This window comes from Pseudooceanicola antarcticus (genome assembly GCF_900215355.1).
Taxonomy (GTDB): Bacteria; Pseudomonadota; Alphaproteobacteria; order Rhodobacterales; family Rhodobacteraceae; genus Pseudooceanicola; species Pseudooceanicola antarcticus.
This window is the reverse complement of record NZ_OBEA01000012.1, coordinates 1-17,921: the sequence shown is the minus strand read 5'-3', so window position 1 is coordinate 17,921 and position 17,921 is coordinate 1. Positions and strand designations below refer to the sequence as shown.

Annotated in this window: 22 protein-coding genes; 14 read left to right on the top strand and 8 right to left on the bottom strand. The window is 63.6% G+C overall.

The features are described from left to right. Window positions 1–256: 256 nt before the first annotated feature. The 3 genes from CRO50_RS19745 to CRO50_RS19735 form a co-directional block, all read right to left on the bottom strand. Complete coding sequence (locus CRO50_RS19745; protein ID WP_097147571.1) at window positions 257–1,381, bottom strand: hypothetical protein; 1,125 nt, start codon at window positions 1,379–1,381, stop codon at window positions 257–259. 162 nt (window positions 1,382–1,543) lie between these two features. Then, the gene (locus tag CRO50_RS19740; RefSeq protein ID WP_097147570.1) at window positions 1,544–2,584 is read right to left on the bottom strand and encodes a phospholipase D family protein; all 1,041 of its coding nucleotides are present in this window, start codon (window positions 2,582–2,584) and stop codon (window positions 1,544–1,546) included. Between the two features lie 546 nt (window positions 2,585–3,130). Next, window positions 3,131–4,684 (bottom strand): ATP-binding protein, encoded by a 1,554-nt coding sequence (locus CRO50_RS19735; protein WP_143516980.1) that lies wholly within the window; start codon window positions 4,682–4,684, stop codon window positions 3,131–3,133. 553 nt (window positions 4,685–5,237) lie between these two features. On the opposite strand from CRO50_RS19735, the gene CRO50_RS19730 reads away from it, so the two are divergent. Further along, window positions 5,238–5,561, top strand: coding sequence for an H-NS histone family protein (locus CRO50_RS19730; RefSeq protein ID WP_097147568.1), 324 nt, complete (start codon window positions 5,238–5,240; stop codon window positions 5,559–5,561). A gap of 79 nt (window positions 5,562–5,640) precedes the next feature. Here the strand turns inward: CRO50_RS19730 and CRO50_RS19725 are convergent, their stop codons facing one another. The 5 genes from CRO50_RS19725 to CRO50_RS19705 form a co-directional block, all read right to left on the bottom strand. Then, the gene (locus tag CRO50_RS19725) at window positions 5,641–6,315 is read right to left on the bottom strand and encodes a hypothetical protein (protein WP_097147567.1); all 675 of its coding nucleotides are present in this window, start codon (window positions 6,313–6,315) and stop codon (window positions 5,641–5,643) included. Further along, window positions 6,312–6,911 (bottom strand): hypothetical protein, encoded by a 600-nt coding sequence (locus tag CRO50_RS19720; RefSeq protein WP_097147566.1) that lies wholly within the window; start codon window positions 6,909–6,911, stop codon window positions 6,312–6,314. The genes CRO50_RS19725 and CRO50_RS19720 overlap by 4 nt, the downstream gene beginning before the upstream one ends. 14 nt (window positions 6,912–6,925) lie before the next feature. Beyond that, the gene (locus tag CRO50_RS19715; RefSeq protein ID WP_097147565.1) at window positions 6,926–7,696 is read right to left on the bottom strand and encodes a helix-turn-helix domain-containing protein; all 771 of its coding nucleotides are present in this window, start codon (window positions 7,694–7,696) and stop codon (window positions 6,926–6,928) included. Between the two features lie 136 nt (window positions 7,697–7,832). Next, complete coding sequence (locus CRO50_RS19710; RefSeq protein ID WP_097147564.1) at window positions 7,833–8,387, bottom strand: hypothetical protein; 555 nt, start codon at window positions 8,385–8,387, stop codon at window positions 7,833–7,835. Between the two features lie 343 nt (window positions 8,388–8,730). Beyond that, window positions 8,731–9,204, bottom strand: a complete 474-nt coding sequence (locus CRO50_RS19705; protein ID WP_097147563.1) for a hypothetical protein — start codon at window positions 9,202–9,204, stop codon at window positions 8,731–8,733. Window positions 9,205–9,582: 378 nt separating this feature from the next. Between CRO50_RS19705 and CRO50_RS19700 the strand changes: the two genes are divergently transcribed. The 13 genes from CRO50_RS19700 to CRO50_RS19640 form a co-directional block, all read left to right on the top strand. Beyond that, entirely contained in the window at window positions 9,583–9,858 is a 276-nt protein-coding gene (locus CRO50_RS19700) for a helix-turn-helix domain-containing protein (RefSeq protein ID WP_157791767.1), read from the top strand. 509 nt (window positions 9,859–10,367) lie between these two features. Further along, window positions 10,368–10,598: a hypothetical protein gene (locus CRO50_RS19695; protein WP_143516979.1), complete on the top strand. Its 231-nt coding sequence runs from the start codon at window positions 10,368–10,370 to the stop codon at window positions 10,596–10,598. Next, complete coding sequence (locus tag CRO50_RS19690) at window positions 10,595–10,897, top strand: hypothetical protein (protein ID WP_097147560.1); 303 nt, start codon at window positions 10,595–10,597, stop codon at window positions 10,895–10,897. Before CRO50_RS19695 ends, CRO50_RS19690 begins: the two co-directional genes overlap by 4 nt. 79 nt (window positions 10,898–10,976) lie before the next feature. Continuing rightward, complete coding sequence (locus CRO50_RS19685) at window positions 10,977–11,159, top strand: hypothetical protein (protein WP_097147559.1); 183 nt, start codon at window positions 10,977–10,979, stop codon at window positions 11,157–11,159. After that, the gene (locus CRO50_RS19680) at window positions 11,156–11,344 is read left to right on the top strand and encodes a hypothetical protein (protein ID WP_097147558.1); all 189 of its coding nucleotides are present in this window, start codon (window positions 11,156–11,158) and stop codon (window positions 11,342–11,344) included. Before CRO50_RS19685 ends, CRO50_RS19680 begins: the two co-directional genes overlap by 4 nt. Further along, window positions 11,341–11,601 carry a hypothetical protein gene (locus CRO50_RS19675; protein WP_097147557.1) on the top strand — a complete coding sequence of 87 codons (261 nt, stop codon included), beginning with the start codon at window positions 11,341–11,343 and terminating at the stop codon, window positions 11,599–11,601. The genes CRO50_RS19680 and CRO50_RS19675 overlap by 4 nt, the downstream gene beginning before the upstream one ends. Window positions 11,602–11,626: 25 nt before the next feature. Further along, window positions 11,627–12,820, top strand: a complete 1,194-nt coding sequence (locus CRO50_RS19670; RefSeq protein WP_097147556.1) for a DNA polymerase III subunit beta — start codon at window positions 11,627–11,629, stop codon at window positions 12,818–12,820. 24 nt (window positions 12,821–12,844) lie between these two features. Then, on the top strand, window positions 12,845–13,147 hold the full coding sequence (locus CRO50_RS19665) for a DUF2312 domain-containing protein (RefSeq protein ID WP_232617814.1): 303 nt from the start codon (window positions 12,845–12,847) through the stop codon (window positions 13,145–13,147). Continuing rightward, window positions 13,147–13,509, top strand: a complete 363-nt coding sequence (locus CRO50_RS19660) for a hypothetical protein (protein ID WP_097147554.1) — start codon at window positions 13,147–13,149, stop codon at window positions 13,507–13,509. The genes CRO50_RS19665 and CRO50_RS19660 overlap by 1 nt, the downstream gene beginning before the upstream one ends. Further along, a complete protein-coding gene (locus tag CRO50_RS19655; RefSeq protein WP_097147553.1) occupies window positions 13,509–15,461 on the top strand; it encodes a DNA cytosine methyltransferase in 1,953 nt (650 codons plus the stop codon). Before CRO50_RS19660 ends, CRO50_RS19655 begins: the two co-directional genes overlap by 1 nt. Then, a complete protein-coding gene (locus CRO50_RS19650; protein ID WP_097147552.1) occupies window positions 15,458–15,718 on the top strand; it encodes a pyocin activator PrtN family protein in 261 nt (86 codons plus the stop codon). Before CRO50_RS19655 ends, CRO50_RS19650 begins: the two co-directional genes overlap by 4 nt. Window positions 15,719–16,335: 617 nt before the next feature. Beyond that, a complete protein-coding gene (locus CRO50_RS19645; protein ID WP_143516978.1) occupies window positions 16,336–16,725 on the top strand; it encodes a hypothetical protein in 390 nt (129 codons plus the stop codon). Between the two features lie 41 nt (window positions 16,726–16,766). Continuing rightward, window positions 16,767–17,921 (top strand): PepSY-associated TM helix domain-containing protein (locus tag CRO50_RS19640; RefSeq protein WP_097147550.1); only part of this gene is annotated, 1,155 nt, incomplete at its 3' end.

Below are 17,921 nucleotides of genomic sequence, written 5' to 3'. Positions count from 1 at the left end.
CTGCTCTTCGCTGAAACGGCTTTTCCGCATCGTCTGTCTCCTCGTTTGGAGAACAGGCTAACTTCAAACCGCGGACTTTTCAGGGGAGCACGTCAATGGCAGTTGCGGCGAAAACGGGAAAGCGGTCGTTTCAACGATGCCCGGTGGCACTAGACCTGTGCCTCGTTGCTGCCGATGCGATGCCGGTGTTCCGATCTGGCTTCGGGACAACGGAACTACCCGAACATAGGCCCTAGCCGAAATCGGCCAACGGGTCCTACCCTGCTCCATCGATGACCAGCTCACCGAGCCAGTCGGTCGCCTCTTCGATGGTGTGCATCACGCTACAGCCATACAGCGTATCAAGCCGCATGTGGCCGCTAGTGATCAGGCTTCGCAGCGGTCGCTCGGTGAAAAATGCCTTGCAGTAGGGCAGCGCCGCAGCCGCGTGTCGAAAGTCGAAGAGATCGTTGGGCTTGATCACTTGACCTTTGCGAGACCGCACCGCGGCGTGCAGTGCTGCCTGAATGTAAAGGCTCGGAAATCTGCGGCGGTTTTCATCCTGCTGAAGCGCAAGTGACATCATTCGCCCCATCTCGCGTCCGAACTTCTGGCTGGCCTCGATGTGCTCTGCCAACTGCAGCTTGCCGTGCGCCTGAGCCAGTCTGCGAAATTCCCTGGCCGCAATGCCGGTGATCATGCTGGTGGCCCCTGCCACCTCGTAGAGCATCGCAGTCGCGTAAGTGTCGATCTCATGTTCATGCAGGTGCTCCTGTTCTTTCAGGAAAGCCGCAAGACGTTCACTTTCGCCCTTTGCATCGAAAACACCGATTGGATAGGTCGCGGCGACTTCGGAGGGCTTTGCCTGCCAGGCACGCTCAGTCAGTTCGATCAGCACTCTGTCGCTGATCTCGACACCTTTTGGGCGGAGGTCTTCATAGCCAAAGGCGAAAACGGCCTTAGTCCAGACGGGACGCGGCACCGGTGGATGCGCCGGGCAAGACTGGGCGAGCAGGGCTTCGATCTCGATGGCGTTGCGCTCAGAGACCGGAACAAGCGCAACGCCGAGGCTCAGATGGTCCACCAGATGCATGGTCTGCTCAAAGCACTCTGTAGTTTGCTTGCTGAATTCCTCGATGAGATCTGCAGTCACCGGGAAGAAAGCGCGCCCGGATTCCACGGCGCGGCGCAAGGCTCCGAGAAATGAGATCAACTTCTCGTCCACCACATCATCGAAGGCTGCTTCGCGTGCCCAGATCCAGAATCGCGTATCGAGGAATACTGGCACCCGATCCGCCAAATGGTGTGCCAGGTCGCATTGCAGGGCCAGAGCACGATCCGCCGCCGCGCCAGTACCCCAGGGCCATTCGTAAAACTCGGCTTCATCCTCTTGCCCGTCCACGCGGTTCTCCCCTCGGTGCGGCTCCCTGTCGGACACTTTCGGTCAGTAGACCATGCACTCTCAATACAGGCCAGAGGAACTGTACTCACGCCCCCTCGCAGGGGGCGCACTTGAGGAAAGTTCCCTTTCCAAATCCGTCTTCAAAACTTGCCCAATAGCACCCTATGTCAGCTCCAAAGCGTTGCGGGCACCTCCGGCGTCGAGCACCTTCCCGGCGACACGCTCAAATGTACGTTCGTTCTGGAACAAGACCTTCAGCTCAGTCTCGCACTGCCGGATCGTTGCGAGCTTTCGGAGGTCTCCAAACGCAGCTCCGCCGGTGTTCCACCGAACTTTGGCTGCAACGAACACTTCCTGCGTCTCACCTTCCCCATTGGAGACCTCCGAAATAAACCGCAAATGACGATACATACCAAGGTGGATTTTGCCATTTGACCTGCGGTAGACGGAGATGAACAGCCTGGGCCAGTCACTCTCCTTCTTTTCCCAGTTGGCGAAGCAATGGTACTTGAGTGTGCCAGCCCTCCCGTCTTCTGCAGCGCCCTCATCATTCGGCACCTCTTCGTCCATAATCGCCTTGGCACCTGCCTTGACCGCCTCGGTGACGTCCTCATTCGAAAAGACAAAGCGGATACCCTTAAATGCTTCAGGGTCGTGGCGAATAAGTTGCAAAAGCGTTGGCGAGTTCCCGATATCAACCGCCTCATTTGTTCCGACCGCAGAGGCGCCGAGGCCCCCCAAGTGCTCGGGCGCTCTTTCGAGAGCATCAGCGTCCACACGCACGGCGTTACTGTAGCGCGTCTCGAAGGTAGCTTCGGCTTCACGATGCGCTTTACCTCCGGGGGGTAGCCACACGCCATCCTCGATCCTGTCAGCCGAGGATAGAGCTGCGCGAGAGGCGTTGGCCGAGCAGACAACCGCGCCCCCGTCCGACGCGTAGATCTTCGCGTGCATTTGCTGATCAGGGAGGTGGCGTAGGCGTTCGTTGTCCGGCGCTCCACCGGCCCGAAGTGCCGTCTGAACTGTCATACCCATACGTAGGTCGCACACAACGCGCAGGTTCTCGGGCTTTACCCTGCCATCGAACAGTTCCTCCGCCCAAGTTGGACCGAGAAAAGCGACACACATCCAAGGATTGTCTCCCGTCATAACCTTACGGATACGCTTCGCCAGTCCTTCGCCAGTCAGGTATTTCACACCCATGGTTCTATTCCTCTCCCGCTTCGGAATTTTCTACTCTATCGCAAGGCGCATCGCACCCATCCAACCGAGCTGTTCCGCTTGCTGATAGCCAAGGAGAAGTACATGCACGCTAGTCACAGCGACAGCCCACTTCGTCCGATCTGCCGACCTTCTTACTCCGAAGATGCAATGCCGTGGATGAATGTCCGGTCTAGTGAAACTAGCGGCGCAGCATCGGGGTGGTGAGTGGAAGGCCGCTAAGGGCCGGAAGCGCCGTGAGAGCAAGCCATAGGCGTGCCTGCGGCCAGGTCCGCGCCCTGAGCATAGCTGACGCTCAGGAGCCCGCCGCCAGCGGCAGCTACTATGCGCTAAGCGGCCCCCCGCACCGGGTTGCAGCGAAAGGCCGGACAGAGCTCTCAGCGGCCGCTCGCGACGACGTCGGACCCGAGAGGTTACCTACGAACATGTCGGAGAAACAGATCTTCCGTGCCACGGTGGAGCCGAAGTGCTGAATCTTCAACAATGGCCTGCGGCCGGAAAGCGCCGCCAACCGTAGAATAGTTCATACTAACTGGAAGCTCGCGCCAGTTTGTAATGAGCTTTCGGATCCCTAGCATAGTCTCCCGGGACGAAAGTTAAGATTCCCTTCCTGCAAAGGCGTTCCAGATCCTTTTTTGATGTTGCCCAGGTACGACCCGTCAACCTTTGCGCTTCAGAAACTTGGATTTTTTCATTCCGGTAGGTATAAGCAGCGATCTTTATTTCATGCTCTTGCATGAGCTTCCACTGCTCAACCCCGAAGTGCATTGCTACATCACGGTCGCTTGATCTGTTTCTTTTTTCATGGTCGTTTTGCAGTGTGACTCTAACCACTACGCCATGTAGAGCCTCCTGTTTAAATTGAGGCTCCGGAAGATTGTATTCCGCCATGCTATCACGTATGCGCCTTGTACCTTCACGAGCCATTTGCACATATCCAAGATAGCGCATCGCATCCATAAAATGATGATTTCGGGATGCTCGCAGATCATATATCGTATTCTCATTCACTGGAGGGACAAATCCGCCAGGACTCTCAATTTCCATCCTGTTGCTGAATATTTTAATGGTAGTGTCAGTCCCTGAAAAAGAATAAGAGCGATGGACACATGCATTAACAAGCGCCTCGAACCACGCCCATCTCGGATATTCAGGTGTTGTAACGAACTTCCCGTCAGCATTCAGCCAAGTAACGTTGTGTAGCGCATCACCTATGAAAGCCGAGGCTTTCTGGATAATTTCAACAACAGACCCCTCAAAGAATCGATCTCTGATAGGTCGATAGCTTTCTCCGGATCCTTCATTCTCTCCTTCGAATCTCTGCACTCGCACACGACAGCCCGGGATCGCTCGCCCTGGGTCTTTGCCGGCGAGGAGAACCAACGTGTTCAGCGGAAAGTATTGTTCACCGACCTTTTCGACAAGGTGACGATCAATTAGAGTTTCCTCGTTTGTCCAATTGGATCTCTGCTCGCGGGATCTGAACTCGTCACAGAAGTCCTGAATTATGGAAAGATGGAAGTCTTGAGGATATCTGTAGGCAGCCCGCTCCAATTCAAAAGACACTTCATTCCTTGTAGCTCTGAAATCTCTCTTCTCTTCCTCCGACATTTTGTGCTTAGTGTCACCATACCTAATCCAAGCCTCAGATTTATTTGTCTCGGCAAGTTTTCCAATGTACGGGATGTACACAATAATTAGAAAATCTTCTTCCCCCCCTATAACCACGGGAACTCGTTTGAACTCGGGCTTCGATAGTGGACATTTCTGTAGGTGGCAGGTCTCAATACCATTGAGAATGCGTTGATCCAGAGACTTGCAGCCGAGTACTGTACCATCATCCGCAACGCCGTAGCACAGGACCCCACCATCAGGTGTATTGGAGAAACAACTCAAATATGCTGCAAGATCATCAAATTGAATTCTTTTTGAAGATTTATAATCAATACGACGATCTTCAGCGAAATAGGGGATCATGCGTTGAGTGAAGCGTACCCAAATATCCCGGGGCGTCCACAGGCCCGGTTCATCACTCACCGAGAATGGCTCATCGAATGGGAGACTTAGTTGGCCATCGTTCATCGCTACATCCAATGTGTCGACCAAGGCTCAACACACTAGATATTGGCCCAGGCATTTGTCTATATATGGTATGTCGACTTCAGCTCGACACGCCACATATAGATACGTGAAAAGCTTCCCTCAACGCCGTCATGAGGGGGCAAACTGTTCCAGATGTAGAATCACTGAAGTGAACTAGGTATGGTATGTCGACCTCCGGTCGACATACTAGATCATGCCCGCTGATTTAGGCAAGACAACGCAGCCACTCCTGTCAGAACCCTATGCGCTTGCGACATGCGCAAAAACCAAGCCTCTGATTCAAAATGATAAAATTTCCGCCCATCAAGCCGAAGAACGCTGCACCGCTGTTGGAGCGGTAGATCTGAAATTTGAATGGCGCGCCCAGAAAGTGGCGATAAGCTCTCCGAGCCAACGGAGCTTGCGCACCATTGGCTGCTTCCTGCACATAGCGATCGCGCAACCAGCCTACCAGCAACGTCTGCTATCTCGACGCTTGCGTTTCCGCTCTGCAACCCTAGGCTGCGCAGCAACCAAACACAGAGGCCCACGCATGTCCCAACTCCCCGACCTGGATCTCAACGCCTTTTCGCTGGACGAGCTGAAGCAGCTCCAGAAAGACATCGCCAAGGCGATCAAAGACTTTGATGATCGTCGCAAGGCTGAAGCCCGCGCTGCCCTTGAGGCCAAGGCTGGGGAACTTGGCTTCTCGCTGAACGACCTGGTTGCGCCCGGTAGCAGCAAGAAACAGAAGCTGCCGGCGAAGTACCGCAACCCCGAAGACCCGACCCAGACCTGGAGCGGTCGCGGTCGCCGTCCGCAGTGGGTCACCGATGCACTCGACGCCGGGAAGGGCCTCGAAGATCTCGCGATCTGATTTGCTCAGGTAGACTACAGGACACGCCAAGGGCCGGAGCTTATGCCCCGGCCCTCTCTTTGCAGCACCCTGCAGCCCCTCAGGCCACCCGCGCCGCCCTGCCCTGCCATGGCTTCATCGGTGGCAGGGCCTCGGTCACCTGGTGCGCGGTCAGCCCGCCATAGACGCGGAAGGTATCGCGCAGGGTCATCAGCGCATCCCACCACAGCAGATAGTCCCGCCGGGCCCGTGCCTGGTCGCGCGGAAGGTTGTCGATGGTGATCGGGCAGCAACGCAGATCCACCTCACGCACCTTGCCGCGGCTGACATAGCGCGCCTTGCCGCAGGTCTCGGTGACCGCGAACATGCCGTGCCGGGTCTGCTTCCAGTCCACGGGCCGCACCTGCGGGGCGAGGTCTGAGCCCCAGCCGAGGGTCTCGCCCGCGCGGGAGAGCTCGGCGATGACAAGCGCCATGCGGCGGCCGCCGACGCTCTCGGGCAGCTGTGCCAGGGCATCGGCCACAGCGTCCGCATCGGGGTGCGGCTCCGAGGTACCACCGCCCTGCACGCGGCAGCCGAGCTCGGCCTGCCGCATCAGGATGTGCTCCATCCCGTAGCCCTTGAGGGCGCCTTGCGGGCGCTCGCTGGCGCCCTGGTCGAAGTCGATGCGGATCTTCTCGCATCGGAAAGCCCAGTCGAGCAGCTGCAGGATCGAGACCTCGCGCGGGGAAGCGCTGCTCAGACCGCGGGGGCGTTGCCGGATCGCCATGGTCATGCCACCTCTCCCTGTGCCTGCCCTCGCCGCACCAGCTCGCGCGCGGCGGCCTCGTGGGTCTCGTAGGCGTGCAGCCATTCCCGGTCCGCTGCATCGACCGGCAGGCGCAGGTCGAGGCGCTCGCGCAGCCGGGCGACCTTCGACTGGGCGGCCCCTGCCCGGTCGGCCACGATGCGGCGCTCATGCGGGTTCAGCGGCGGGCGGTGCTTGGAGAGCCACCAGCGGTATTCCTCGACCAGGCGCCCCTCGGCCAAGGCGGCGCGGCCGGCGGCGCTGCCGAACCAGCTGGCGAGCCCTGGCATTTCCTCCAGCGGGCGAGGTTGCGCGAACTGCGCCAGGGCCACGAAGGCCGCATGGCTGGGCCAGAAGTCCCGCGCCCGGCCCTCGCCCTTCGAGCGCATCGCCTCGAACAGCCGCCGCAGGTTCGTCTCGCTCATGTAGCCCAGCTCATCCGCCAGCCGGTCGAGGCGCTTGCGGCCCTCGTCGGCCTCCACCGCCTTCGGGAAGCGGAAGCCGATCCCCTCCAGCGGGTGCAGCAGCAGCCTGCGCACCCGGTCCCGTTTCGTCTCGTGATCCTGATCCTGCTCGATCCGCATCCTCTTGCCCTTTCTCAGCCCAGTCCGATTGCCTGCAATTCGTCCCGCCCCAGGACTTCCTCGGCGACGAGGCAATCCCGCACCCGTGCCGGGATCCCCTCGGCATTGACCGATCCGCCCCTGCGCAGATGAGCCGCCACCTCTCGGGCGTCAGCCCGTTCGTCGTCGGTGAAGAACCGCGCCGGCCTCGCGCGCCCGGGCGCACCCGCCTCCGCGCGCAAGGTTCCTTTCAGGTTCTTTTCAGGTTCGTGTCCGACCGTCCGGACACGGGATTGGCCATTTTCCGGACACGGGATCGGCTGCTTTCCGGACACGGCTCGCCCCGTTCCCGTGTCCGGATTCCGGACACGGCTTTCCCTTGTTTCCCGTGTCCGGATTTCGGACACGGCTCCCCTGCCCGCACGCGCATCCCGTGTCCGGTTTCCGGACACGGCTCTCTCGGCGCCCTCCTGATCCCGTGTCCGGATTTCGGACACGGGCTTTTCGCCGCTCCCGCCTGGCACCTCGTCCATGTCGCAGCCCAGGACGTAGAGGCTGGAGAGCTGCTTGCGGGTGCGCTTGTCCGAGCGCTGAACGCGCCGGATCAGCCCGCGCTCCTCCAGCAGCTTCAGGTGCACGTTCACCGTCGAGCGGCTCATGCAGCACTCCTCGGCCAGCGTCTCCTGCGAGGGGTCGCAGCGCCGGGAATGGGCGTTGTGGCAGTCGGCCAGGCAGACAAGCACCAGCTTGGTCGCAGGCTTCAGCCCCCGCTGCGCGAAGGCCCAGTTCATCGCCGGAATGCTCATCGCCGCCTCCTGTCCGCAGGCAAAACGTCTCCGTGCCCGGAACCGCGGTTCCGAGCCTCTTTCTGTCCAGTCATCTCCTGTCCTCCAGGTCGTGCGCCCGTTGGCCGGGCCTTATGGTGATCTCAGGGGCGCCCGCTCATGCTGCGCTTCGCCGCTTGGCGTTGGCGGCCGGGATATCCAGCCCCAGCCGGTCCCGACGCAGCCGCACCGCGTCCTTGTGGCAACCGGCCAGCCGGGCGATCTCGGTCAGGCTCCGCTCACCATCGACCAGTGCCAGGATCTTGCGGGTGATCGCATCGTCATTGCCCGAGGCGGTCTTGCCCCGCCGGGGCGGCGCCACCGGCTTCGGCGGCGCGATCTCCAGCCCGTCCTCGCGGGCGACCCGCAGGATGCGCTCACGCGCGGTGTGGCGCAGCATCGTGATCTCGCTGATGCTCAAGCCGTCGCGGATGTCCTGCGCGATCTCGCGGTCCTTCTGCCGGTCCGCCGGGCTCCGCACAGGGCCGCGCTTCATCGACCGCAGCCCGCCCCGGAAGGCCTCGTTGCGGGTAATGAGGGTCTGTGTTGTCGGATCCCAGATATAGTCCCGGTCAAGCCCGCTGACCCCGGGCGGCACCCGGCGTTGTTCCTCGGGGATGCGCTCCAGGGCGTCGTCGATCAGGCGGCGCTCAAGCTCGGTCAGAATGTCCATGTAGCGGCCTCCAGGGAAAAAACGGGGCGCGCCGCCAGGGACGCGCCCCAAGTCGGGGACAGACAGCATGGGACCGCCAGCCCCCGCGCCACCGCGCGGTCCCGCGGTGCGGCCTTGATCGGCCCGGGGTGTCTCAAGGCGCGGGGAGCCGGGAGGAGGAGGATGGCTCCCCGCGCGGTGGAGCGCCCTGCCCTGCTCGATGGCCGGCGCTCGGCACGGTCCGGCGCCTGTGCCGGGGTCCGTGAGTGTTTCAGGCTCGACGGAGAGAGAGCGCCGCCCACATGAGCGCCCTCCCCGCGTCGAAGGCCCGCCCGTCGGCGGGAGGGGAATTGGCAAAGCCGGGTCATCGCTGACCCTCCGCCTTGCGCAGCAGCGTGGCGCGGAACTGCATGGCGGCCGAGACCATCTCGTCCAGCTCGACGAGCTGCTCCTGAGCTTCCTTGACGGTGTAGTCATCAGGCGACGCCGACGATGCCGAATGCGCTTCGGCATGGCGCTGCAGCACATCCGAGAACTCGCGCGTGATCCGGTGGATGTCGGCAGCGGTCGAGCCCTCCAGCCCGAGCGGATGGAAGGTGCCGCCGCCGAGCGCCGCGAAATGGGCGGCGATCGGCACGGCAGCCTCGGGCACGATCCGGCTGAGCCGGTCGAGGTAGTTCACCCCGAGGCCACCTGGGCGTTGCTCCGACACTTCGGTGCCATGCGACAGCGTCGAGACGCCGACACCAAGATCATTGGCCACGGCCTCAAGACCACCCGCCGCGCGCATGGCCGTCTGCACCGCCGACTGGATCGAGGCAGGCCGCGCCTTACGCATGGGGAAACTCTCCGGGGGTTTTCGCGGGAGCTTCGCCGGAGAGCATGGCACTGTCCGAATTCAAACACACACCTCGCATCAGGCCGCTCCTTGCACGACAAACGAAAATACAACGTCCGGGCAATCGATCCCCGCTTCGCGACAAAGGTCCCTGATGATCGGGTACCAGCGGGCCGGGAAAACCCCATGTTCGCGTGCAGCGCGCACAGATCGCGGCTTGACGCCGACCGCCATCGCGATCGCGTCGTCACCTAGGAGTTCAGTGATTTGCTTGACCGAATTGCATCTCATGAATCTGAAATGCCAAATTATATGGCATCGCGCAAGCCATACGTTTGCCGGATGCGCCAAAATTCATGGCAGAGTAGTCTGCCAAAGATGGAAAACCGCGCGCCCTTTCTCGATATTGCCGAGCGAATTCGCTGGCATCGTGCCACCACAGGCATGAACCAGACGGACTACGCCAAGCGCGCCGGGATCAAGAGATCACAGCTTTCGAACTGGGAAACCGGTCATCAGCGGATATCAATCGACGGAGCTCGAGCCCTGCGGAAGACATACGGATTGTCGCTCGACTTCATATATGAAGGCATCGCCGACACGTTGCCGATGACCCTCCGCAATGCCTGGCTCGACAAGCCAAGCGTCAGCTGATCCAGAAAATCGATAGTCAGGCCGGTCCTTCGCGCGCCCTCTATCAAGATATCTGCCCTATCCATCTGCCCCTCCCCCCACAACCCGCCCGCAATGAATTAGGCAAGCCTTTATCGGCAGTTAAGTGCCGACTCTAATCCGCGTCAAGAGTGCTGGAACTGGCAGAATCTGCCACCTTTTGTAGTGCTCGCCGCACAGTAGCCCGAGCGAGCCCAACATCTTGCGAAATTGCGCTGATCGAAGCGTCGCCATATGCACGCAAATATTCTGCGACCAGCGCTGTATTCAGGTCCCCGTAACGCTTCTTGAGACTCATGAGCAGCAGAAAATCGCGATCAGGCAGGCACGTCATCACCGCGAAATATCCGCGCGCCCAGCCGGAGACACTAGTATCTGGAGCAGTTTCGCGAGACCGCCAACGGTGCATGACATATTTTATGGCATAACAAACTTGCTTTGCCATCTTTCATGGCATAGCCTCACCTCCATCACAACCGATGGAGGCCCTGATGCTGACCCCTTCCGAAAGCGCCCGCCTGCGGTCCGACTGGGCCGCGTTGAAGGCCGAGCGCGGCACGCCGATCACCTCTGACCGGCTGGCGCGTCTGGCGCCGCAACACCTGACCGGACCGGCCACGGCCTCCGCCCAGATGGCCGAGATCCACGACATCACCGAGCGCTGCCGCGGCAAGGTCCGCGCGTTGATCGCCCGCCGCTCGCAGCCCGAGGGCGCCGCATGAGCGCGCCCGAGGGCTTCACCCCGCTCAAGGGCGTTGAGGAGATCCTCTCGGCACTGCCCTCCGATGCCTTCGCCGGGACGCCGCTCGCAAGCGTCTCCCTCCGCGAACGCGCCCTCTCCCTGCTCTGCGCCCATGACACCATGCTGCGCGAGGCCGAACGCCTCCGCAGCGCCCTGGCTGCGCTCTGCGCGATCCCGGCGGACGCTGCTGCTCTAGACCAGGCCCTCGCGCCTGACCTGGCGCCCCTGGACGGGCTCAGGCTTCTGGCCGCCAACACGGCCGGGGAGCGTGCCGCATGAGCCTGCCTCTCTTCGCCCTCGCCCTGGCCTCCTGGTCGCTGACGACAGCGGCTCTCGTGCTGCTGGCCGGGGCCACGGCATGACCCGCCGCCGCGCCCTGATCGAGCCCGAGACCATGCGCTTCTATCGCGCCCTCACCCCGACCGGCTGGGCCACCTACGACAGCGATACTGGTGCCAGCCGTGCCTCCACGCCCGGCGAAGCCGCCGTGGCCGAGGACCAGGCCCGCCCCAAGACCAAACCACAGGAGCCCGAGGCATGATCGACCATCTGTCAGAGCGCCATCAGGCAACGCAGCGCGCCCGGCGCCCCCTCGGCGAAGTCCTCTTCGCCGGTCTGTTCTGGATCGCCGCCGCCGCCGCGACCTGTGCCTTCGCCCTTTACCTGACCTCCGACACCGCCCGGCAGCATGTCGCGCCCGAGGTCTTCCTGGGAGCGCGCCCATGACCGCCCTGCTCATCGATCACGAGACCATCCGCGAGCTGCTCACCCGCCTTGAGGGGCTCTCGGGCGATGCCCGTCGCGAGGTGATCTTCACCGCGGCCATCGAGAGCGGCGGGATCTTCCACGGCCCTGTCGCCGGCAATGCCGCCCTGCACCTTCACCGCATCCCCGTTGTCGGCGCCACCGAGGACGAGGTGATCGACGCCTGGATCCGCAAAGCGAGCGAGCGGCTCTCGGACGACCTCCCCGCCGCTTCCTGACCCCATCCCCCGGAAAGGACCTGACATGTTGCACCAGCTTCCCAAGGCCGCCGCCCCGGCGCCCCTCGCCACCACGGGGCCGAGCGCCACCGTCGCGCTTTCAGAGCTGCGCCAGGCCGCCGCCCACCTGGGCCGCGTGGTCCTGCGCTGGAACCTCGTGCCGGTGCAGGCCTGCGTCCGCATCCGGCTTGCCGAGGGCAAGATCACCCTGGACGCCACCGACACCGACATGGCCCTGACGCTGGAGCTGGAGGCCCAGACCACCGGCGCCGCAGATCTCGTGGTCTCGCACCGGGCCCTGGCAGGCTTCCTGCGCGCCGCGCGGGGGCCCGTAGTGCTGACGTATCTCGCGGGCGAGGCCGACAACCGCCTGCGGCTCTCCGATGGCGAGATCGAGGTGACGCTCAAGCTCACCATCCCGCCCGAGGACTTCCCCCGGCCCTTCGAAGATCTTGATCGCGACTGGCTGGCTGCGGAGCCCCAGTTCACCCTGTCCGGTGCGCAGGCGCTACGCTTGCTCGACCTGGGCCGTTCCTGCATCAGCCGCGAGGAGACGCGCTACTATCTCAACGGCACCTACCTGTGCGCCAAGCCCGACACCGGCACCCTGCGCGCTGTCTCGACCGATGGCCACCGCATGGCGGTGATCGACTGCGAGGTGCCGGCCTGCTTCCACTCCGAGCTCAGTGATGACCCTTCCGGGATCATCCTGCCCGTGCGCGCCGTGGACCTGCTGCTGGCCCTCGCCCGCAAGAGCGGCAACGCCGCGTTGCAGATCCATGCCAGTGACCGCCACCTGGTGCTGCGCTCCGCAGGGCTGCAGCTGATCACCCGCGGCATCGACGGCACCTATCCGGACTACACCCGCGTTGTCCCCGCGCCCTCGGACGCCCTCATCGCGCATCTCTCCACCGCAGCGCTGACCCGGCTGCGCACCATCGCCAGCGCCACCACCTCCGGGCACTCGCTCCCCCTGCGCCTCGCCCCCGGCGCCGGGCGCATGTCGCTTGCCACCGGCGAGGGCGACGAGATCTCCGCGCAGCTGCAGGGCCATGTCACCGAAGAGGGCCTGACCGTCACGATCAGCCTGCGGCTGCTCTCCGAGCTCTCTCGGATCGCCCCGGCCTTCACCCTCACCTGCGCCGGGCGCGGAGATCCCGCCCGCATCGCCACAGAGGACCCGGATGCGCTCTGGGTTCTCATGCCGATGCGCGACTGAGGCCGGGGGATGAAGGACATGGCCATGAGCACTAACGACCAGGCGCCGCGCCTGAAGGAGACCGAGGCGGACCGCGAGGTCCGCGACAAGGCCTATCGCGTCACCGCGGGCGAGCTGCGCAGCTTCGTCGAGCGTTACGAGCGGCTGGAGGCCGAGAAGGCCGACATCGCGGAGCAGCAAAAGGAGGTCATGGCCGAGGCCAAGGGCCGGGGCTACGACGTGAAAGTCCTGCGCCGGCTCATCGCCCTGCGCAAGCGCGACCCCGAGGACCTGGCCGAAGAACAGGCCGTGCTCGACCTCTACAAAGACGCCCTGGGGATGAGCTGATGCGCTGGCTTCTCTGTGCCCCCGTCCTCGCCTGTCCGACCGTCGCCGCCCTTTCGGCCGCCGCGCTGGCGCAGGGTGGCAACCTGGTCCAGCTGGCGCTCGTCCTGGCCATGACCCTGGCGGCCTATGACGCGGCGCGGACGGTCTGCGACACCCCCGCTCAGCACCCCATGCCCCGCCTGCTGCGCCGGATCGCCCCCTGCGGCCCCTACTTTCTCGGCGCAGCGCCGGGCGCGGGCTGGCTGTTCGGCCAGGCCCAGGACAGCGCCACGCTGGCGACCATCGTGGTCTGCACCGGGCTCGCCACCCTCGCCCTGCTGCCCGCCTATCACGCCCTTGTCTGTTCTCCGGAGGCCCTTTGATGGACGGCGCACATCTTCTCGACCTCGCAGTCAGCCCCCGCCCGGCACCCCTCGGCCCGCCGCTGATCGTCGACAGCTTTGCCGGCGGCGGTGGCGCCTCGACCGGCATCGAGATGGCCCTGGGCCGTGGCCCCGACATAGCCATCAACCACAACCCGAAGGCGCTGGCCCTGCACGCGGCCAACCACCCGGAGACCCTGCATCTCAGCGAGAACGTCTACCGTGTCGATCCCCTCGACCACCTCGCCGGGCGCCACATCGGGCTGATGTGGTTCAGCCCGGACTGCCGCCACTTCTCCAAGGCCAAGGGCGGCGCCCCGGTGGCCCGCAACATCCGCGACCTCGCCTGGGTGATCCCCGGCTGGATCGAGCGCATCCAGCAGAGCGGCGGCCAGGTCGATGTGGTGATCATGGAGAACGTCGAGGAGTGGAAGACCTGGGGCCCCGTCATCGAGACCCCGCGCGGGCCCATGCCCTGCCCCAACCGACGCGGCGAGACGTTTGATAAATGGTGCAAGGCGATCCGCAAGCTTGGGGGCCGCATGGAGACCCGCGAGCTGCGCGCCTGCGACTACGGCGCCCCGACGATCCGCAAGCGCCTCTTCGTCATCATCCGCTTTGACGGCCAGCCCATTGTCTGGCCCGAGCCGACCCACGGGGCGCCCGAGGATCCGCGCGTCATCGCCGGGGAGCTGGCGCCCTGGCGCACGGCGGCCGAATGCATCGACTGGTCAACCCCCTGCCCCTCGATCTTCGACAGCGAGGCGCAGATCCGCGAGACCCACGGCCTGCGCGCTGTCCGCCCGCTGGCCGACAACACCCTTGCCCGCATCGCCCGCGGCGTCGCCCGCTACGTGCTCGAGGCCGAGAGCCCCTTCGTGCTTCATTTGAACACATCCGACACAAATCAGTCACTTAGCTTCAACCGAGACGTGTGTTACGCTACGTCAGCGAATGGCCTCGGCCCCTGTAAGCCACCTCTCGCGAAACACGATCCGCTCCGCCTCACTCTCCATGGGCCCCACACCCCTGGCGATGACACACACACAAAGCGGGACGGCATCGAAACGCCAGAAGCATGCAGGGTCCTTTTCCCGATTGGGCCATTCGCTTTTTTCCCACATGATTGTCCGGTCGTCGCCCCGGTGCTGACCTATGCCCAGCAGGGCGGCCGCAACCGTGCGCCGACCATGCCGCTGCACACGGTCTGCGCCAGCCCGAAGGATCAGAACGCCGTACTGTTGCCGACCCTGATCCAGACCGGCTACGGAGAGCGCCCCGGCCAGGCGCCCCGCGCGCTGGATCTCGGCAAGCCCCTCGGGACGATCGTCGCCGGGGGCGCCAAGCACGCCACCGTCGCGGCCTTCCTGGCCCAGCACAACGGCGGCCCACGCATGGGCACCCACACCGGGCACGACGCGCGCGACCCGCTCTCAACCGTCGCCGCCAGCGGCAGCCATCAGACACCTGTCGCGGCCTTCTTCGCCAAGTACTACGGCACCGGCGACGGTGCCCGCACCGACGCGCCATGCCACACGATCACCGTGAAGGACCGCATGGCCCACATGCAGGCTGCCCTCCAGGCGCCGCCCTTCACGGCCGCTCACGAGGCCCGCGCCCGCGAGGTCGCCTCCTTCCTGCGCGCCCATGGCGCCTGGGACGGCGGCGACCTGGTCACCCTCGACATCGCCGGCACCCGCTATGTCATCGCCGACATCGGCATGCGCATGCTCACCCCGCGCGAGCTCTTTACCGCACAGGGCTTCCCTAGGGACTACGTCATCGAGGGCGTCTGGGAGAGCCGCGGCGCTGACTGGGCCTGGACCAGCCTCGCCAAGAAGACGCAGGTCAGCTGCGTCGGGAACTCCGTCTGCCCGCCCGTCGCAGCCGCGTTGGTCGGGGCGAATTGCGGGCAGCAGTTCAAGTGCGGTCATCAGAAGGCATCAGCATGAATACAGCTTGGCTTCTTGCGGCCCGCTACGAGGGCCTACCGGTCATACCACTTGAGCGCGTCAGGCAAGATTTCTTCCCCGACCTATCACAGCGCGTTTTTCTTGCTCGGCTCGCCGATGCAAAAATACCTCTCCCGGTCGTGCGCCTGGCAAGTAGCCAGAAATCAGGCAGAGGAATTCCCCTTCAGGACCTCGCTTCGTACATCGATGCAGCTGCGGAAAAGGCACGCCGAGAACTCAGAGCAATGGCCTCCTAGTACACCAAACGGTACACCAAAAGCCCAAATTCAAGCACAAGACACTGATTTTATTTAGTTAAATTCGTCAATCCGTCCAATCCATCATGGGGGCGACGGACAGGCGGGCGGCCAGGGACACCTCACGATTACTCAATTTATCAGCCACTCGAGAGACCTCAACGCAGGCAAGTCATTCATCACTGTTTCCCGCCGCGCCTCATGTCGCATGCGATGCGCCGCTGGTGGAGCATGGAACGCAGAGATGGTTCCCTCCACATGGGCCGCAACGCCGAAAGGCACCGGAAGACCGGCGCGATAGCATATTGCGCCGCGCTCGTCATCCGTCGAGATGGCAAGCGGCACACCTTCCCCCCGGACATTTGATCGCGAGCAAGCGGCGAAGCCGGTGGACATAAGAGAAGGAAAGAGAGCTCGCCACCCCCGGCGGCCTAGTACGCGCGACCACGCCGACCACACCTCCTGGCGATGCGGTTGAGAGATACCTCAGCGAAAGCCGAACTGCGGTCTACCCCGTGCTGAAGAATGCGCCGCCTGAACGCGCGGCAATAGGTACCAGCGACCCTGGAGCGAATGACCGTTGCGGGCCGGATCGACAGCCATTAGCGCTAGGGTCCATGAGACGATCTGCAGGACAGTGGGGGGCAATCACGGTCTGGGTGCTTTGCGCGCCCTTCTTCCTGTTGTCCTTCGTCTCGGGCGGTGTGATGCCGGTCAAGACCACCGAGGGTATTCGGCTGGTGATCTGTACCGGCGACGAGATCCGCGAAGTGCTGGTCGATCCTCAAACCGGTCAGCCGCTTGAGGATCAGGACAGCCCGGCCGGCGCTGCCGGCAAGTGCAGCTGGTCCTTCGCCCACATGGCGGCCAACCTCGCCCCCGACCTGCGCCTGCCACGCCCTGAAGCGCGTGCCCTGCCCCTCTCTCCGGCTATCACCCCCGTCATCCTGATCGCAGCCCGCGCCACGGGCCTGCCTCCCGCAACCGGTCCTCCGGCACGGATCTGAGCCTTCCCTTCACGAATACTCAGATCCCTTGCGAGGACATCATGACTGACGCTACCCACGGAGCCGCGGCTCCGGCGGCCGCAACGGCTGCGAACAAGTACCAATTCATCGCCTGGCGCTGGCACTTCTATGCCGGGCTCTACGTCATTCCCTTCCTGATCATGCTGGCCATTACCGGCCTGATCATGCTTTGGATTTCCTGGGGCGCCGGGATCGGCGCCGAACGGCTGGCGGTGACGCCAGGCAATGGCACCCTGCCCGCAAGCACCCTGCAGCAGGCCGCCGAGAACGCCCTGCCCGGCGGCACCGCCACGCTCTACCAGGAGCCTCTGGCAGCGGACCGAGCGGCGGTTTTCGCCGTGGATCACGCGGACGGGCGCACCGGCATCGCGGTCGATCCCTACACGGGCGAGATCCCGCGAAGCTTTCCCTGGCGCGCGGGTCTCTATGACCTTGCCAACGACATCCACGGCACCCTTCTGCTGGGCGACTTCGGGGATCGGATCATCGAGATCGCCGCAAGCCTCGGACTGGTGCTGATCGCCTCGGGTCTCTACCTGCATTGGCCGCGCAACGGCCAGGGCTGGAGGCAGGTCCTGGTGCCCTCGCTGTCGCGCCGGGGCCGCGCGCTCTGGAAGTCGATCCACGCGGTCCTGGGCTTCTGGATCTCGATCCTGCTGGTCCTCTTCCTGCTCTCGGGCCTCAGCTGGGCCGGGATCTGGGGCACCAAGATGGTGCAGGCCTGGAACACCTTTCCTGCTGACAAGTGGGGCGCACCGCTCTCGGATGCGACCCATGCCGACATGAACCATGCGGGCACCCAGGATGTCGCCTGGACGCTCGAGCAGACGCCGCTCCCCGCCTCCGGGTCGCTCGCCGGAGAGGCCGCCATCACGGGCCCGGTCGATCTGGACAGTGTCGTTGGCTTCGCCCGCCAGCTGGGCTTTGTCGGTCGCTTCCAGCTCAACTTCCCGGCCGATGAGACCGGGGTCTGGAGCATCAGCCACGACAGCATGTCAAACGACGGGCCCAACCCCGCAGCCGACCGCACGCTGCACATCGACCGCTACACCGGCAAAGTGCTGGCCGATATCCGCTACGAGGACTACTCGGCCTATGCAAAGGCCATGGCCTGGGGCATCGCCTTCCACGAGGGTGACATGGGCCTTTGGAACCTGGCGCTGAACACGCTCTTC

What these genes read in the sequence shown, in the direction of transcription:
- CRO50_RS19740 (WP_097147570.1), bottom strand. Translation starts at nt 2,584, where the DNA reads ATGGGTGTGAAATACCTGACTGGCGAAGGACTGGCGAAGCGTATCCGT.
- CRO50_RS19735 (WP_143516980.1), bottom strand. Translation starts at nt 4,684, where the DNA reads ATGAACGATGGCCAACTAAGTCTCCCATTCGATGAGCCATTCTCGGTG.
- CRO50_RS19730 (WP_097147568.1), top strand. Translation starts at nt 5,238, where the DNA reads ATGTCCCAACTCCCCGACCTGGATCTCAACGCCTTTTCGCTGGACGAG.
- CRO50_RS19725 (WP_097147567.1), bottom strand. Translation starts at nt 6,315, where the DNA reads ATGACCATGGCGATCCGGCAACGCCCCCGCGGTCTGAGCAGCGCTTCC.
- CRO50_RS19720 (WP_097147566.1), bottom strand. Translation starts at nt 6,911, where the DNA reads ATGCGGATCGAGCAGGATCAGGATCACGAGACGAAACGGGACCGGGTG.
- CRO50_RS19715 (WP_097147565.1), bottom strand. Translation starts at nt 7,696, where the DNA reads ATGAGCATTCCGGCGATGAACTGGGCCTTCGCGCAGCGGGGGCTGAAG.
- CRO50_RS19710 (WP_097147564.1), bottom strand. Translation starts at nt 8,387, where the DNA reads ATGGACATTCTGACCGAGCTTGAGCGCCGCCTGATCGACGACGCCCTG.
- CRO50_RS19705 (WP_097147563.1), bottom strand. Translation starts at nt 9,204, where the DNA reads ATGCGTAAGGCGCGGCCTGCCTCGATCCAGTCGGCGGTGCAGACGGCC.
- CRO50_RS19700 (WP_157791767.1), top strand. Translation starts at nt 9,583, where the DNA reads ATGGAAAACCGCGCGCCCTTTCTCGATATTGCCGAGCGAATTCGCTGG.
- CRO50_RS19695 (WP_143516979.1), top strand. Translation starts at nt 10,368, where the DNA reads ATGCTGACCCCTTCCGAAAGCGCCCGCCTGCGGTCCGACTGGGCCGCG.
- CRO50_RS19690 (WP_097147560.1), top strand. Translation starts at nt 10,595, where the DNA reads ATGAGCGCGCCCGAGGGCTTCACCCCGCTCAAGGGCGTTGAGGAGATC.
- CRO50_RS19685 (WP_097147559.1), top strand. Translation starts at nt 10,977, where the DNA reads ATGACCCGCCGCCGCGCCCTGATCGAGCCCGAGACCATGCGCTTCTAT.
- CRO50_RS19680 (WP_097147558.1), top strand. Translation starts at nt 11,156, where the DNA reads ATGATCGACCATCTGTCAGAGCGCCATCAGGCAACGCAGCGCGCCCGG.
- CRO50_RS19675 (WP_097147557.1), top strand. Translation starts at nt 11,341, where the DNA reads ATGACCGCCCTGCTCATCGATCACGAGACCATCCGCGAGCTGCTCACC.
- CRO50_RS19670 (WP_097147556.1), top strand. Translation starts at nt 11,627, where the DNA reads ATGTTGCACCAGCTTCCCAAGGCCGCCGCCCCGGCGCCCCTCGCCACC.
- CRO50_RS19665 (WP_232617814.1), top strand. Translation starts at nt 12,845, where the DNA reads ATGAGCACTAACGACCAGGCGCCGCGCCTGAAGGAGACCGAGGCGGAC.
- CRO50_RS19660 (WP_097147554.1), top strand. Translation starts at nt 13,147, where the DNA reads ATGCGCTGGCTTCTCTGTGCCCCCGTCCTCGCCTGTCCGACCGTCGCC.
- CRO50_RS19655 (WP_097147553.1), top strand. Translation starts at nt 13,509, where the DNA reads ATGGACGGCGCACATCTTCTCGACCTCGCAGTCAGCCCCCGCCCGGCA.
- CRO50_RS19650 (WP_097147552.1), top strand. Translation starts at nt 15,458, where the DNA reads ATGAATACAGCTTGGCTTCTTGCGGCCCGCTACGAGGGCCTACCGGTC.
- CRO50_RS19645 (WP_143516978.1), top strand. Translation starts at nt 16,336, where the DNA reads ATGAGACGATCTGCAGGACAGTGGGGGGCAATCACGGTCTGGGTGCTT.